This window comes from uncultured Aliivibrio sp. (assembly GCF_946479765.1).
GTDB lineage: Bacteria > Pseudomonadota > Gammaproteobacteria > Enterobacterales > Vibrionaceae > Aliivibrio.
In genome coordinates this window covers 1-15812 of the sequence record NZ_CAMLHO010000016.1, presented here as the reverse complement: position 1 = coordinate 15812, position 15812 = coordinate 1, and the positions used below count along the sequence as shown (strand labels likewise).

Below are 15812 nucleotides of genomic sequence, written 5' to 3'. Positions count from 1 at the left end.
TATGGCTATCTGTATGAACTTAGTCTGTTTGTTCATGGCTCCATATAATACGATCACTTCCACGATAAATCCCAAAATGAATGAGGGCTTTTATCGAATCTTGAAAAGATTGATCAGCATCAGCATATTGTTGTAACCATGGCAAATTTAATAAAGAAAGCGTTGACACTACTTGTCCTTGATTACCATTACCAGGAGCGGAGAACGTCATACTTGTTAAGCCGTCTGTAATATTTGTATTGTTTAAATGGGCGGAAGTCATCCTATTGCCTATTGGTAAGGCTGCGGAGTTTTTCCCCACATCAAAGCTAAAATCTGCCGTAGATAGCAAGGTACAATTGTCATTATTTCTAATGAACCTACCTTCAAGATAAGATTCAGTTTGGATACGAGAAGTCAATGGGTTTAATTCAGAACCATACACGTCTTCCATTGTAATTCTTCCCCATTCTTGACGATGCTCAGGAGTGGCAGGAAAATCGTAATTAAGACAGTTTCCCATTGCATTTGTTTTATAACAAACCCCATCTTGGTCTAGAATGTCATCGACGGTTAGTCTAAGCGTAATTGTGTCTGATGTTGGTAATATAGGATCATACGGTTTGCTATAGCGTAGCTTGGCATCTTGCAATTGCACTTTATTCTGTAGCGGTAATTTAACCACATTACCCGCAGTGGCAAAACCAGCATGTCTGCCAAGAATAGAAGTTGAGTCACTATCAATCACAGCTATACCAGAAGGTGTTGCGGTGTAAGTTCTAAAATCCCATGTGTTGTTATAGCGCCACCATTGGCCAATATTGTAGTTTTGCAGTTGTCCACCAGTGTAAGAGAGAGGTGTCAGTTCTAATGTTGGTAGTGTATCAAACTCGACAGATTGTCCCATATACGTATATGAACGACAGGAATCGGTCATCGTTGGCTGTTCAGCAGACAATTCAAAATAAGCAGGAATAAAACGACCAATAGAGTCAGTGTTTGCTGAGCGTATTTGATAAGCTTGACTGCCTAGATAATCAAAAGGAGGGGTAACTAATATAGAAAACACCCCAACTTCACTAATACTTTGATTAACGATATTTGTGCTATTTGTGTTGGATATATGGTTGTAAGTGTTGTTCAGTAGATACCCTAAATTACCACCAATAGTTTGAGATGGGGCGATTAATTGGTGCTCGATAATCAAGTTATCTTGAGCATAATTGGGTGTTATTGGGTTATCCATTAAATTCGTGTCATTATCTTTTTCCCAAGCGCGAGCCTGAACCTTTAAATTAAAAGGTTCACCCGCCTGAGCAAAAACAGAACATCGGGTGTCTTTTGATAGACAAAGAGTATTGGATTTCGAGTTATTTTTGTCAGTAACGGATGCTGTTAAACCTACAGGGAAATTGACGAATTGGTCGCTACCTTTAATGCTTTGATTATATCCATTTATGTACTTAGCATTCAGTTGTAACTGGCCAGCATCAGCATAATTTAAGGTGATTTCAGCCTCGTTATTTACAAAATTAAGTGCAAATGTGGTAGCTGTTTTTTCTTGTTTTCCAACATCTTTCCATGAATTACTGACCAAACCATAAAGTGTAGGAGAACCAATTAAATTACCTTGTTTAGGCATAATATAATCAGACCATAGCTGAATGTTTTTTGTGCCAGTAAAAGTGTTTCCGCATCCTTTTATGGTTGCAGCAACAGGTTTATTTGCCTGTTTATCAGGCACAACAACCGTTAACCCTTCAGATTTAAAGTTAAGTGTGCAATAACTATCACTTAATAAACCACCATTAATACTACACAACGTTTTACTGAATGGTTTAGTTGATGGGGATGAGCTATTAACATCCAACATAACATTACCTTGTGTGGGTTTTGCTATCGATAAATTTGCAATGCCATTTTTCATGGTAATATGATTGCCGTTTGACCAATAACCATCGGCCCCTAAATTACTAGAGTCTAGAGTTAGGTTAATTTCATCGGTAAATAGAGTCGAACAAGAGGCATTCGCACACGCTCGCAATGTTATATTAGAAGCATCACAAGTCGATCCTTGTTCAGAATGATCAAATTCAAAGTGGTCAATTTGCTCACCAACGGGGTTTGAATACAAAGCACACATTTTGAAATTATCAATTTCATGGATGTTATATGAAGCACCCGTTGATCCTGTTAAGGACATAATGAAGTTTTCAGGAATATCATCTTGATTATATTGATGACTCAGAACATCAATAGGACCAATAATTCGGCTAAAATGAGGCGCATCTCCCCTGCGAACCACACTTCGCTCAACCATGACATTTACTTTATTTTGATTTATTGAATCAATCGTAATACGGTAACGATGGGTGTAGTAGTAACCATCATTATTATCAATATTTTGAACTTTCTTGCCATAAATATAGTTATAACCACTGTATTGTTGACCAGAGCCGCGAAGAACAACTGATTGTGGGGTTAAGTCACCACTCGGTATATTTTGACTTCCTCCTTGTTTAGAATAATTACCAAATTCATCCAAACCAATGCCAAGCCATCCTCCTTTAAAACCAGGCTTCTGATTTTCATGGCTATTTTTTAATTTAAAGCCATAACCTAAAGGTCCACCAAACGCCCCAGCTTGAGGCGTTATTTTTGCATCAGAAAATACAACCGCGAGACCATCTGCACCATTACCCCCATACGCCATATAATCAAATTCTACTTCAACCTTGTTACCAAGAGCTGGGAATAAATATTGATAAGATGAGGCGGTTGATTGTGTTTTTTGTGCTTGAGTTAATTGCAAGCGACCATGAACAATTTTAGGTGTAAAGTTACCATTACTTTTACTTGTTACCCAACTGTTGTTTAAATTTGTAGTATCAAAATCATCTTCATAACAGGTTGGTTGGACAACATCAGGACAAGGGTGACGTTGTTCATATAATTGCTTAATTTGACTGTCTGATAGGGCTTGTTTAAATACATTTACCTCATCAATTAAGCCATTAAAAGTGAGTGATAAGTTATAATCATTACCTATTTGTAAAGGCAGGTTGTTTGTATTTAGTTTCTTTGTTGACGAGTTTGAATCTATATAAGATTGAACTTCAATACCATTAATAAATATTGTGGCTTTTTTGCGATTACGAGCATCATAGCGAATCGTAATGTGCGACCATGTCCCCTTCGGTATTTTTTGAGTGGTTGTTAGTGTCATTGGGTACTGGCTGCCTTTTAGTTCCCAATACCACAGCACTTGACCTTGTGAGTTTAAGTGAAATTCATAGTTACCATTTTTAGATACAATGGTATTAAGCTCGCCATAAGAAGGGTATGAATCAGGATTGACCCATGCACTGACTGTGATTGCATTTTCATTAGATAATTGGTTGTTATTTGGGATCTCAATATATTGTTGCTGTGATTTATTAAAATTACCGTAGCCACAAGTTCCCATTTTTACCCTATTAATAGGTAGGGCTGGATTATCTTTGTTTGGGTTAAGGTTATTTTTAGCGGTACCATCAAAGCCATTACCTGAACTGTCTTTTACTTCACCTCTTGTGCCATTCCATGACGTTTCATCTAAGCGTAAAGATAAAACCGGATTAAGAGGTGTAGGTGGAGGTGTCGGTGGAGTCAATGCTAATTGATTGATGTAACTGGTGGCTTCCATGAATAAATCTCGGCTAGAAACGCTGCCGTTAATATGAGATTGCTTGTTTAATACGAGATTATTATTAGCGTATACATAACCGTTTATAGATGCGTTATCGTTTAATGTAATATTTTGATAGCCAATGAAAAATAGGGTGTTATCTGCCCCTTTATTGATGGATATATCATTGCTCAAGCTAACATCATTGTTGATGAATAGGCGAACATTGCCGATGGCATTAATTTTTGCAGAGCCAAACATGCTTAATGTTTCTATCCAATAATCGCCAGGGTTTAACGTTATTGTTGTATCATTTAACGTAAGGTGATGTATAAAAGTGGTACCACTATGCTCAGGAATGTTCGCTTTACAAGTCCCTCTAACCGTGATGTTTCTATATTTTCTCGGATTTAGTGTTAGGCTACCAGAGCTACATTCATAGTCTTTTTTTGATTGACCTAACTCAAACGTTGGTAATGATAAAGCCTGTGTGTTTTTTGTTGTGATTGTACATTGGTGATAACTGCCATTGCCGTTATCACAACTGTCTTCTGGTAATTCATATTCGCTAACGACGGAGCAATAATTCAAACTGGCGCCTTGGGTGCCTTTGATTTTTGCATTATTGTATATAGCTAATTGAGTATATGAGCATTGTCCTACTCGTTGTGAATGCCCTTGTGCAACCGCAGGGAAGATAGCATTAACATTAATGGTAGGAAAAGCCGCAAAAGCTTGAGCTGAGATAGACAGAAGAAAAAAAACAAGAGAAATAGGAGATAAATTAGTTTTCATTACGAATACCTACTTTAATAATACGTTGTAATGTTGTGGCACCAAATTGGCATTGTGCGGTGCTGATAAGTTGACGAACCATAATTCCAGAGTCCATTTTACCCACGGTTTTGCATTCAACGGTAGCTCGGCATTGCGATAATCCTTCGCCACCAAAAATATAGTCTGAAGTATAGGTCGGTGGACTATAACAACTGCCTGATTGGTTCATATAGAATTCACTAATGTCCATTTGTACTGCAGATTGTGCCGCCATATTAGTTCGAGTCCCCATAACAGATGTCACGATGTGAGTACTTACTTTTTGTTGGTTTTTGGTCATCATAAGGGCCAGAAACCCAATCACAACGATAATAAAAATAGTGAGGATCAGCGATGACCCTTGTTGTTTATGGCGTATTGGTGATAAGGACATCATGATCCAACCTCACATCTTCATTATTATCGGTAAAGACAAATTGCAGTTTCACCAAGCCATTACGAACTAATGAGGCTTGATCAACATCAAATTTCACACTCTTGAGGTTGTCGGTCATTAAATCTTTAGTCCCAATACTTAATTCAACAGGAGAAAGCTCACTGCGAGATAAAGGGTAGTTTGAGTAGCGATACAATTGAGACCCTTCCAAGCAGTACGCGACAGGAGTTTGATAAGCGAATAAGCGATGGGCAGGAGAATTGGCAGTAAAGCTTATCTGCTGAGTAAATTTCAGATTAATCATGGTCGCTGAATCTCCAGGAGTAAAATTAATATTTCCTTTTACTTCCGCAACGCGAGATAAGCCACTTGTAGGAATATCATTTAGTAAATCTTGCGCGTTAATTGGCATAATAACAACCCGCTCAGATTGAATAAAACTATGCTCTGGTAGTACTCTCATGGTATTGGCTTGCTCAGGTGCAAGAGGGAGATCTTCATAAAGTGCAGTATTGGTGATCGGTAGCCACTCAATGCAATGTGTTGCTGAGTTGACTTGCACACTGTTTGGTACTGCATCATTGATCTCTTTGTGCATACGGTTTGTTACAAAGCGACCTTGAAGCAGTAACTCTTCACGTGTTGTTGTATCTGTGTAGAGAGTCATGCTGTGTTGAATAATAGCACTAATAGAAATGCCCACTATCGCCAATAATACAATAGATATAATCATTTCAATTAAGGTAAACCCTTGCTGCTTTGATGAATACGACACTAGAAATTCCCTCGTACTGCCGAGAAAACGTAATTTTGCCCACTTGGGTCTACGATTGTCACAACGATGCGTTTTGCATTAGTGTTGACGTTGCTTTCGACTCCCATCATTTCAGTCACTGATTTACCATTACTTTGAGTCACTGCTTTTTTGTCGTAAAAAACAGTAATTGAAATTGAGAAATTAGGGTAGATGCCAGCTAGATCACCACCTAATACGTCTTTTACAGAACCAGATAACCCATTAAAGTCATCAACGTCATTATATTCGGTACGATTTGTTTCATCGATGCCGTTAGCAAGATCGGTATCCGGCCCTAGATTTTCAGGGATAGTACAAAGTTCTCCTGCGGGGCTGTTACATTCAGGAACGCCACCATTAGGGCCGCTATTTTGATCAAACTGTCGTCCAATCACTTCATCCATGACCGCTGAGCCTAATTCTGCGGCTTTTGTCGAGTAGATGAGCTCAGCACTATATTGAGATGTTGGGATCATGGTTGTCGTGACCATTAATAAAGCAAAGCTGATCAGGATGATCGACATCACAATGGAAATTAAACTGAAACCAGAATTAGATTTAACAGGCATGAATATATCCCTCTTTTTCAATGCATACTTTTGCTTGAGATTCACCCAAAATGGTAATTTCACATCCGGTTGTTTTACATTGAGCGACACGACCCAGCGTATCAAAATCGAATGGAGAAGGAGTAGTAAGGTGAATCAATGTGGAGTTAGCAATTAAAGAAAAAGACGCGTTTTGATTAGATAAAATAGCGACATAGCTGCTGTCTTGGTTTTCCAAATAGCGATCACTTGTTTGCATATTAGGAAATATTGATGAACAATCGCTCGCCTTTTGAGCAAGGCTGACTTGTTCTGCTCTATGTTTATCGATTAACCAGCGATTACAAAGGCCATTACGATTCATTGCTCTGATCTGAGTTAAGCGTAAAGAGTGAAGCAGCTCAGTTTGTAATGTGCGTGCAGAAACGCTGCTAATTCCTGAGAAATAACTGCTTGCACTGAGAGAAATAATTGAGATCAAAATAATAACGGTAATTAGCTCAACTAATGTGAATCCAGATGTATGATTTCGAGACATTTTTTTCGTTACAAAAGGTTAACCACATAAGAACTTTAGAGTGTACGGATAAAAGTTTTTAAGGGAAGTGAAATAAGCGCTAACAAAGTAGGTATTTGGTTGCTTAATTGTGCATTTTATGTAAGTACAACCAGTGTAAGCTCTATTTATTTGCGATGCAGTTCAAATAATTATGTTTCATGCAAAGTACGCTTTTTTTATAAACTGTCAATATAAAAATGGTTCACAATGAACTGGTTATGATGGATGTAAATTGAATACTACTTTTATGGGGGCTTTTACATGCCAATAGATATATTAGATCTATAAAGCACTCGCGAGTAATTATAAAAATCCGTTTATCATATTTTTGTGATAAACGGATTTCATTTATTTTAACGACCGTACGTTTCCATGATGTACGCTTCAAATTCGTCACACATTTTTGCGTTTGATTCAGCGTTACTTGCCAGAGTGTTAAACCCATCAATCACCGTTATATTGGCGTGTAATGGAAAAATGTCAGCTTGAGTTCGTGTACTCATGGCTGTGATTTTTTGTTGTTCTGCTTTCCAAGCATCTTCTACTGATAGATTACATTCATCCGCTAAGTATTTAGCATTAAAGCCTTCACCAGTAAGGGCAACAATAGAATCATTGTGATTTACGCTGTTGCCTGCATTCCAATAGTGCTTGGCTAGCAAAGGTCCGATTTTAGGGTTATCCGCTAAGAAACCAAACTTTTCAGTGAAATAGGCACGAGTTTGATACACCGCCATGTGTGCCAATAAATAACCATGATAAGCACACGAAGCTTCATCAGACACTAAATGTGGGATCGCCATTAATGGGCGAGGGCTGCATTCTAAGCCAAGGATCTTTTTCTCAGAAGCACGAGCTAACTCGGTGATGTTTTCAGGGGTTAATTCAGCATCGCTTAGCTGATATAACGCACGTTCAAAATACGGTACTACTAAAATACTACGTTCTTGATACGCTTTAAACGGTTGTTTGCTGTCGATCATCGCTTTGATGATCTCATCAGGCACCGGATTTCCATCGGTATCTAACGCGTATTGTTTTAACCAATCAGCATCGGATAATAAGCTATCACAAAACATTGATTGTGTTTCAGCGTAGGCCATTGAGGTCGGCGCAAATTCTTGTGAGAAACATGGAGCGTTCATTTTTACGTTAGAGAAATGCGCGGCGTGCCCCCCTTCATGGAATAAGGTATTCATACCATCGTAACCACTGCCGATTTGGTCTGGTTTTGCGTTGCTAGTGAAGTTTACTTTGGCTGCAATCCATTGGTTTTGATCGTAAAACGATGGAATCGGGCCGTGACAAAAACCATTCGGGTATTTGCCTTTACGATCGAGTAAATCCAATGTTAATTCTGCGCCTGAGAATTCAATATTCAAACGACCAAACGATTCAACCCAGCGACGTAGTGATTTTGAGAACGGTACGTAAGGGTCTAAATCACGCATCACATCGCCAGCAAACGAGAACACAAAGTTGTGCGCGAGCAGTGACTCACTGCCTTTGTCTGCCGCCAATTGGTCTAAACTGCTTTGATGACAATCGCGTGTGCGTTTTTCAAAGTCATCTAAAATAGTAAACAGTTGGTCTGCCGTCATTTTTTCTTTTTTTGTTACCGAGTAATCAAAGAAAGTGTTAAACCCTTGAGATCGTGCAAATTTATTACGCAATTTTATTAATTCAATAAAGCCATTTTGCAGTAGCCATTGCTCTAAGCCAAGAAACGCGTGGTGTGCTGATTGACGTGTTGCGGCATTAGCACTGGTGCGAACAATAGAAGCTAATACAGGAAGAGAGCCTTCAATCGTTTCACCTTCTTCGTTTACATACGTCATGGTGTGGTTCTGTTTTTTCTCAAACAAACCCGCTTCAAATTTGATCAGCTCTGTTTTTAACTGTTGAGCTTGCTCTGATTCAATCGCATGAGATTCAAATGTGGCTAACCAGCCTTGTAAGCCAATAATGGTTTGTTTTTTTTCTTGTTCATCAGCAATGCTTTCTGCGTGAGCAAGCTGCTCTCTGATGGCAGATATTTGTTCTGCATTACTTAAAAATTTTGTCCATGTGGTTTCTGCTTCGGTAGAGCCTTGATGATCATCACTTAACCCCATATAGGTATCCCAAAAGAAGTTTTCTTTGGTGCGATGAATTGAGAGATAACGTTGGTTTAAATCATTAAGGTAAGTAGTAGCAGTCATTTTATTTCCTTTTAAATAAGACTTTAAGGCGAAGCCCATACTGTGGGATTATGACATAAATTGAAGAGGTGTAGCGGGGTTGATATAAAAAGCCCAATCATCTATTAGATTGGGCTTAATAATTGAGTTGATTAACTTAATGTTCTGAATTGAGACACTAAAGACCCTTGAGAGTGAATAGTCGCTGAGAGTGTTTGGCACTCTTCCATTGTGCCATTCGCAATATTTGTTGTTTCTAAACTTACATTATTGATTAATTGAATGTTGGTGTTCATTTCATTTGCCACTTTCACCATCTGCTCTATTGCAACTGATATATTTGTGTTTTGTTCTGAAATACCATTCACTTTATCTAATGATTCTTGCAGCTTATTTCCTGATATTTTTGCATTATCGACACACACTTCAGAAAGATCCTTACCTTGATCCATCGTTTGTACTGCTTCTTGCGTACTTGATTGAATATGCAAAATAATTTCTTGAATTTCTTTGGTTGAGTCTTGGCTTCTTTGAGCTAATGTTCTCACTTCATCTGCCACAACAGCAAAACCTCGTCCTTGCTCACCGGCACGAGCGGCTTCAATCGCGGCATTTAATGCTAATAAGTTTGTTTGTTCAGCAATAGATTGAATGACCGTTAATACAGAACCAATGGTATTACCGTGTTCTTGTAGCGTACCAATTACATCGGAAGCATTTGCTAACTGTGAAACTAGCATTTCAATTGATTTTACCGTGTCAGTCACAGCTAACATGCCTTCAGAAGCGATTTGGTGTGCATGCTCTGTTGCACTCGCTGTTGCTTGAACACTGCTTGAAATATCATTGACAGAGGCCGTCATTTCTTGAATTGCATTCGCAACTTGAGTCGTTTCTTTACTTTGAATCGTAATGTTGTTTACGGTGTCTTGGCAGTTACTTGTTGACGATTGTGCTAATGCTTCAATTTCCTTATTGGAATCTTGAATACGACCAATAACAGCATTGATTTCTGATTGACGCATTTTTAACGCCAGTTCGATCTCTGAAATATCATCAATGTGGTTGGTATAGACTAATCCCATCAATGGGTTATCGAACACTTCTCTGGCTTTAGTTGTTAGGGCTTCTAATCGACGTGTTAACGAATAGGCACTTATGAGAGAGATCCCCGCGAAAGAAGCAAGTCCCAGTAATGGTGATGCTTGAGTTATTGCCGCAGAAATTGCAAAGTTAGGAATAAGAGTTAACGCATAACGTTGCCATAAACGCGTTCTTGGCAGTTTCATTTTTAATGGTGTATTACCTGATTTTAATGTGGTATACACTTTTTCTGCATTTTTAACGTGCTCGCGAGAAGGGCATAATCGAACCGATTGATACTCTTGAATCGCACCATTTTTTAAAATAGGTGAAGCAAAAGCGTCAACCCAATAATAGTTGCCATCTTTACCGCGGTTTTTAACTAACCCCATCCATGATTTTTTTTCTTTAAGATGAGCCCACATATCTTTAAATGCGTCAGAAGGCATATCGGGATGACGAACAATGTTATGAGGTTTATTAACGAGCTCATTTAATGTAAAACCAGCGACCTCACAAAATTCTTTACTGGCATAGGAAATATGGCCTGAAGGCGTAGTAATAGATAACAAGTTGTATTCTTTAGGAAACAGAATCTCCTTATTGCTCGTATGTGCTTTAGATGTCATGTTTGATTATTCTCATTAATATAAACGTTCACCATTTAAATATAAGCAAGTATTGCACCAGCTTGGCGTATATGTTGGGTTTTTAATTCAATATTGTGATAATACATCTCCAATAAGCGCAATATCACTTAGTTAACACAGTGACGGTAACGATTGCTTATTTATATTTCTCTCAATGTGTGCAAAAATGCGCGCAGAAAATTAACCACACTTTTATGTGACTTATTTAAGGAATGTTCCATGTCTCAGGGCAATGTACAGAATTCGGCACCACAATCTAACATGGATAAAAAGCTTGATGGCTTCTTTAAAATTTCAGAACGCGGAAGCACCGTTAAAACTGAAATGATCGCAGGTCTTACGACGTTTTTAGCGATGGTTTATTCAGTTATTGTTGTTCCAAGCATGTTAGGTGCCGCAGGGTTTGATACGGGGGCCGTTTTTGTTGCAACGTGTTTAGTTGCTGCTTTTGGTTCATTACTGATGGGGTTGTGGGTTAATTTACCAATGGCGATTGGTTGTGCTATATCGTTAACTGCCTTTACTGCTTTTAGCTTGGTATTAGGGCAAGGTGTTAGTATTCCGGTGGCTCTTGGTGCCGTTTTCATTATGGGAGTATTGTTTACGCTAATTACCGTCACCGGCATTCGTCAGTGGATTTTAAATAACTTACCAGCAGGTATTGCTCATGGTACAGGGATTGGTATTGGTCTGTTTCTTTTATTGATTGCCGCAGATGGTACTGGTCTTATTGTTAAAAACGCGCATGCAGGTTTACCTATTATGTTAGGTGATATCACGTCGTTCTCAGTAATGATGTCGGTACTTGGTCTTGCTGCTATTTTTGGTTTAGAGAAAAAACGTGTTCCGGGCGGTATTCTATTGGTGATTGTCGCTATTTCAATCATTGGTTTACTCTTCGATCCAAGCGTGACTTACAATGGCTTCTTTGCTTTGCCTAGCCTAGAAACGGCCGATGGTGGTTCATTGATTGGCTCTATGGATATCATGGGCGCATTAACACCTGCGATTCTTCCTGTTGTTATTGCACTCGTCATGACGGCGGTATTTGATGCAACAGGTACAATTCGTGCTTTAGCAGGCCAAGCTAATTTATTAGATGAAGATGGAAAAATCATTAACGGCGGCAAAGCATTAACCGCGGATTCAGCAAGTTCAATAGTTGCGGGTTTAGTGGGTGGTGCTCCGGCAGCGGTTTACATCGAATCAGCAGCAGGTACAGCTGCTGGTGGTAAAACGGGCTTAACAGCAACCGTTGTTGGTGTTCTATTTCTCGTCATGATTTTCTTATCTCCAGTAAGTTACTTAGTGCCAGTTTATGCGACGGCTCCTGCATTAATGTACGTTGGTCTATTAATGCTAAGCAACGTGTCTAAATTGGATTTTGATGACTCAGTAGATGCGTTATCAGGCCTTGTTTGTGCGGTATTTATTATCTTATCTGCAAACATCGTAACGGGTATTATGATTGGCTTTACCACGCTAGTTGTAGGACGTATTTTTGCTGGTGAATTTAAACAACTGAATGTCGGTATTGTTTTAATCACGATTGCTTTGATTGTATTTTATGTCGGCGGTTGGGCTATCTAGTTCAGTTTAAAACAGTCTTATAAAACGAAAAGCCAGTGAGAGTATCACTGGCTTTTTTAATGAAAAAACAAGACAGTTCATGCGTTAGCTATTAAGCTGAAGTATCAGTAATAAAAAATAAGAAGTCTATTATGTCTGATCAAATATCTATAATTATTGCAGGCTCTACAGGCCTGATTGGTCATCATTTATTAAACCACGCTTTAAAAAATGATGATATTCAACACGTCTATAGCTTAACTCGTCGGTCGTTAGAAGAGGCAAGTTCTAAGCTTGTCCAAATAGTAAGTCCTGAATTAATTATTGATAAAGACGCTATTAAAGAGAGTGTCCCTCGCATTGGTTTTATTACGTTAGGAACCACGATAAAAAAAGCAGGCAGTAAAGAAGCACTTAAAGCCATTGATGTCTCATTAGTGGTGGATGTTGCCCAATCTATGCATGATATTGGCGTTGAGTGTATTTATGTCGTTTCTTGTGTTGGGGCATCAACCTCTGCGCTGTCGCATTATTTAAAATGTAAAGGGGAAATGGAAGGAAAAATAGCCGCGATTGGTTTTAAAAACGTTACGTTTATGCAGCCAGGTCCGTTGTCAGGAACCAGAGCGAAAACACGCTCGGACGAAAAGCTCTTGCAAGGAGTAATGAGGTTATTTAATCCATTAATGAAAGGCTTTTTATTAAATTATAAGCCGATTCATGGAGAAATTGTCGCTCAAAGTATGCTTGATTTAGCACTTAGCAATAGTGATGCCGAGGGTTGCCACCGATACACTTCAAGAGATATGTTTGCATTAACAAGTTGTTGATAGGAAGGATTAGGCGTTATTTTCGATTAAAATTGGAGGTACGGAAATGTACCTCCATGTAGAAAGAAACCCTAATAGCTATTAGATAAATCGTAAACACGTAAAGAGTTAATTAACGTATCAATATCATCGCCTAAATAATCGATGGTAATAGGTTTTTCCGGTAATAACGTCATACTGGAATCACTGAAATGCCCGTTACCATCATGCTCCAAATGAACAAAGAAAGCCGGAACATCAGAGCTGAGGGTAAGTTTATCTCCCTCTTGGTTTACTGCTATTGTGGCTTTTTTGATAGTCAGTTGTTTCATTTTTTGTGTCGAAAACCACGTGTTTTGTATTTGTTCGCCATTTACCGTGATATTCACAAAGAAGAAACTGTTGTTTGTACTTGCTTCAAATTTTTCTTTTCTTAAAGACCAAATGACATCGTTACCATCAGGTTCAATTGAATAATTGACAGGCCATTGCCCTAACACGTCACCATTAAAATCCATCCAATAGACCATACCATCAATATGACGTTCAACTCGGCAATCATTGACGGCTCGAATAAGCAGCTCAGTGGCTGTTTCCTCAAAGGGTACATAAGTTGGGGCGAAGAAACGTTTAGCATGGTAGTGAAGTTGTTTCCAGCGACCACTGTATTCAATGCTAGACCAAGAGCTTACTGGCCAGTTGTCATTTAACTGCCAATACAACATACCTCGACAAATAGGGCTTATCGCTCGCCAATATTCACAGCCAGTTTTAATCGCAACAGATTGCTGCACTTGGCTTAAATATAACATTTGCTCAAAGTTGGATGGGAAGCGGAAGTAACGAGTAAACATTTCGGTGATGATACTGTTCCCACGTCCATTTTTTTGGTGCGCTTCAAATGTTGGGGAGGTGACGTTCCAATCCTGTTCAGGAACAAAGCGCTTCACTTCAGCAAAAGAAGGCCATGACTGAAAGCCAAATTCAGAGCAAAAACGTGGTTTGATATCTAAGTAAGCACTGAATGACTTACCTGAATGCCACACATCCCAGAAGTGCATATCACCGCGGTTATCATTGTGCCATGCGTCACCAAAATCCATATCACCATTACAAGGAGAGCTAGTCCAAAAACGTCGGCTAGGATCTTCTTCTGCAATCCATCGGGCGATATTACGGTTTAGACGGTCATAATTAACGGTGTAGGTTGTTTTGTTATTCTTTGATTCATCATACCAACCAATAGCGCCAATCACTTCATTGTCACCGCACCAAAGCACAATTGATGCATGGTCTTTCAGTCGGTTTATTTGTTGGCGGATCTCAGGTTCTACTTCTTTTAAGAACGCATCCGTTGAAGGGTAAAGTGAACATGCAAACATCATGTCTTGCCATACCATCAGACCGAGTTCATCACAAATATCATAGAAGGTATCTGATTCGTATTGACCACCGCCCCAAACGCGGATCATATTCATATTCGCGTCTTTTGCACTGCTTAACAATTCACGGTAACGAGCTTCTGATTCTAAGCTTGGCATGGCATCCATAGGGACCCAATTAGCCCCTTTTGAATTAATAGGGAAGCCATTAATCACAAACTCCATTGCAGACCCAATGGCATCGTCTTTATTGTTTAAGGTAAGTTGGCGAAGCCCTATCTTTTTAGAGATTGATTGATTATTAAGATCAACATGCAAAGGATATAACGGTTGCTCACCATACCCTGCTGGCCACCAAAGATCTGGGTCTTCAATGTGGAAATTAACGACAGTGATCCCAGAGCCACAAGTGGTGGTCATTTGTATTTGATCACCGAATGTCACTGTGAGTTCATGATCACTTATCGGATCGTGATGGATTACAGTACTGACATCAACAGCGCCTTGGTGCCAAATTTGCTCAGTATGAACGAACAGTAGCGTAATTTGGTCAATCACTTCAATATAAACAGGATCGTAAATACCAGAGACCAATAAACAAATTCCCCAATCCCAACCTGAGTGACATTGCGTTTTACGGATAAGATTCATATGAGGAATTTGGTTGTTCCCCACCGCCCATGGAATAGGCATTGGCAGTGTGCCTGCTCGTTGTTTGCCTTCTTCATTTACACGCGCAAAATGCACTTCAATATGGTTCTCACCAAGTACCGTAAAAGGTTTGATATCAATACGATGCTGTTGGAACATATTTGTACTGCGTAATACTAATTCGCCATTAAGAAACACATCAGCGAGTGTATCGAGACGGCTTAGGTTTAAGAGTAGTGAAGAAGCATTGAGTTCTGATGATGAAAGAGAGAAAGTACGAGATAAATGCCAGTCGCATTCTCTTACCCATTGAACCTGTTCTTCATTGGTTTCTTGATAAGGGTCAGCAATGAGATTTGCACTCAATAAAGCGTGATAATTATCTCCAGGAATAGACATTGGAATAGAGAGTTGAGAGTGCGTAGGCGAGGTTAGTGTCCAATCGCCATTAAGAGAAACCTGCGACATAAAGAATCCTTCTGATGCCGTTGATATAAGGAGTAGTTGAGAAGTGTATGCTTGAGCAGAAAATAAAAACGTGATGGTACTCTCGAACAAAACAAGAGTAGGTTTTTTTTTGTATACATTTTCTGAGGTTAATGCGATGAACGTCTCTTTTATAAAGTAGATTAATTGATGGTTATGGTTAATATAAATACATTAATTTATGGATTTTATGTAACTGATGAACTCTGAAAATAAAATATTACGCCAATTTAAAATTAA

At 38.9% G+C, this 15812-nt stretch carries 10 protein-coding genes; 2 read left to right on the top strand and 8 right to left on the bottom strand.

Features of this window, described 5'->3' with window-relative positions; translation table 11 throughout:
* Positions 1-19 precede the first annotated feature (19 nt).
* From Q1K78_RS08065 to Q1K78_RS08035, 7 genes are all read right to left on the bottom strand, one after another.
* Positions 20-4441: a DUF6701 domain-containing protein gene (locus Q1K78_RS08065; RefSeq protein WP_300176560.1), complete on the bottom strand. Its 4422-nt coding sequence runs from the start codon at positions 4439-4441 to the stop codon at positions 20-22.
* Entirely contained in the window at positions 4431-4859 is a 429-nt protein-coding gene (locus Q1K78_RS08060; RefSeq protein WP_300176557.1) for an MSHA biogenesis protein MshP, read from the bottom strand. The genes Q1K78_RS08065 and Q1K78_RS08060 overlap by 11 nt, the downstream gene beginning before the upstream one ends.
* Positions 4831-5634 (bottom strand): type II secretion system protein, encoded by an 804-nt coding sequence (locus Q1K78_RS08055; RefSeq protein ID WP_300176554.1) that lies wholly within the window; start codon positions 5632-5634, stop codon positions 4831-4833. The genes Q1K78_RS08060 and Q1K78_RS08055 overlap by 29 nt, the downstream gene beginning before the upstream one ends.
* Positions 5634-6224, bottom strand: coding sequence for a type II secretion system protein (locus Q1K78_RS08050; RefSeq protein WP_300176551.1), 591 nt, complete (start codon positions 6222-6224; stop codon positions 5634-5636). Before Q1K78_RS08050 ends, Q1K78_RS08055 begins: the two co-directional genes overlap by 1 nt.
* Positions 6214-6741, bottom strand: coding sequence for a prepilin-type N-terminal cleavage/methylation domain-containing protein (locus Q1K78_RS08045; RefSeq protein WP_300176548.1), 528 nt, complete (start codon positions 6739-6741; stop codon positions 6214-6216). The genes Q1K78_RS08050 and Q1K78_RS08045 overlap by 11 nt, the downstream gene beginning before the upstream one ends.
* A gap of 374 nt (positions 6742-7115) precedes the next feature.
* Complete coding sequence (locus tag Q1K78_RS08040) at positions 7116-8963, bottom strand: M3 family metallopeptidase (RefSeq protein ID WP_300176545.1); 1848 nt, start codon at positions 8961-8963, stop codon at positions 7116-7118.
* Between the two features lie 131 nt (positions 8964-9094).
* Complete coding sequence (locus tag Q1K78_RS08035; protein WP_300176542.1) at positions 9095-10654, bottom strand: PAS domain-containing methyl-accepting chemotaxis protein; 1560 nt, start codon at positions 10652-10654, stop codon at positions 9095-9097.
* A 240-nt stretch (positions 10655-10894) separates the two neighbouring features.
* Here Q1K78_RS08035 and Q1K78_RS08030 point away from each other — a divergent pair, with 240 nt between their 5' ends.
* Positions 10895-12265, top strand: coding sequence for an NCS2 family permease (locus Q1K78_RS08030; RefSeq protein ID WP_300176539.1), 1371 nt, complete (start codon positions 10895-10897; stop codon positions 12263-12265).
* A 131-nt stretch (positions 12266-12396) separates the two neighbouring features.
* Entirely contained in the window at positions 12397-13074 is a 678-nt protein-coding gene (locus tag Q1K78_RS08025; protein ID WP_300176536.1) for a nucleoside-diphosphate sugar epimerase, read from the top strand.
* A gap of 71 nt (positions 13075-13145) precedes the next feature.
* Here the strand turns inward: Q1K78_RS08025 and Q1K78_RS08020 are convergent, their stop codons facing one another.
* Positions 13146-15554, bottom strand: a complete 2409-nt coding sequence (locus Q1K78_RS08020; RefSeq protein WP_300176533.1) for a glycoside hydrolase family 2 protein — start codon at positions 15552-15554, stop codon at positions 13146-13148.
* Positions 15555-15812 lie beyond the last annotated feature (258 nt).

What these genes read in the sequence shown, in the direction of transcription:
- Q1K78_RS08025 (WP_300176536.1), top strand. Translation starts at nt 12,397, where the DNA reads ATGTCTGATCAAATATCTATAATTATTGCAGGCTCTACAGGCCTGATT.
- Q1K78_RS08045 (WP_300176548.1), bottom strand. Translation starts at nt 6,741, where the DNA reads ATGTCTCGAAATCATACATCTGGATTCACATTAGTTGAGCTAATTACC.
- Q1K78_RS08050 (WP_300176551.1), bottom strand. Translation starts at nt 6,224, where the DNA reads ATGCCTGTTAAATCTAATTCTGGTTTCAGTTTAATTTCCATTGTGATG.
- Q1K78_RS08035 (WP_300176542.1), bottom strand. Translation starts at nt 10,654, where the DNA reads ATGACATCTAAAGCACATACGAGCAATAAGGAGATTCTGTTTCCTAAA.
- Q1K78_RS08065 (WP_300176560.1), bottom strand. Translation starts at nt 4,441, where the DNA reads ATGAAAACTAATTTATCTCCTATTTCTCTTGTTTTTTTTCTTCTGTCT.
- Q1K78_RS08030 (WP_300176539.1), top strand. Translation starts at nt 10,895, where the DNA reads ATGTCTCAGGGCAATGTACAGAATTCGGCACCACAATCTAACATGGAT.
- Q1K78_RS08020 (WP_300176533.1), bottom strand. Translation starts at nt 15,554, where the DNA reads ATGTCGCAGGTTTCTCTTAATGGCGATTGGACACTAACCTCGCCTACG.
- Q1K78_RS08040 (WP_300176545.1), bottom strand. Translation starts at nt 8,963, where the DNA reads ATGACTGCTACTACTTACCTTAATGATTTAAACCAACGTTATCTCTCA.
- Q1K78_RS08060 (WP_300176557.1), bottom strand. Translation starts at nt 4,859, where the DNA reads ATGATGTCCTTATCACCAATACGCCATAAACAACAAGGGTCATCGCTG.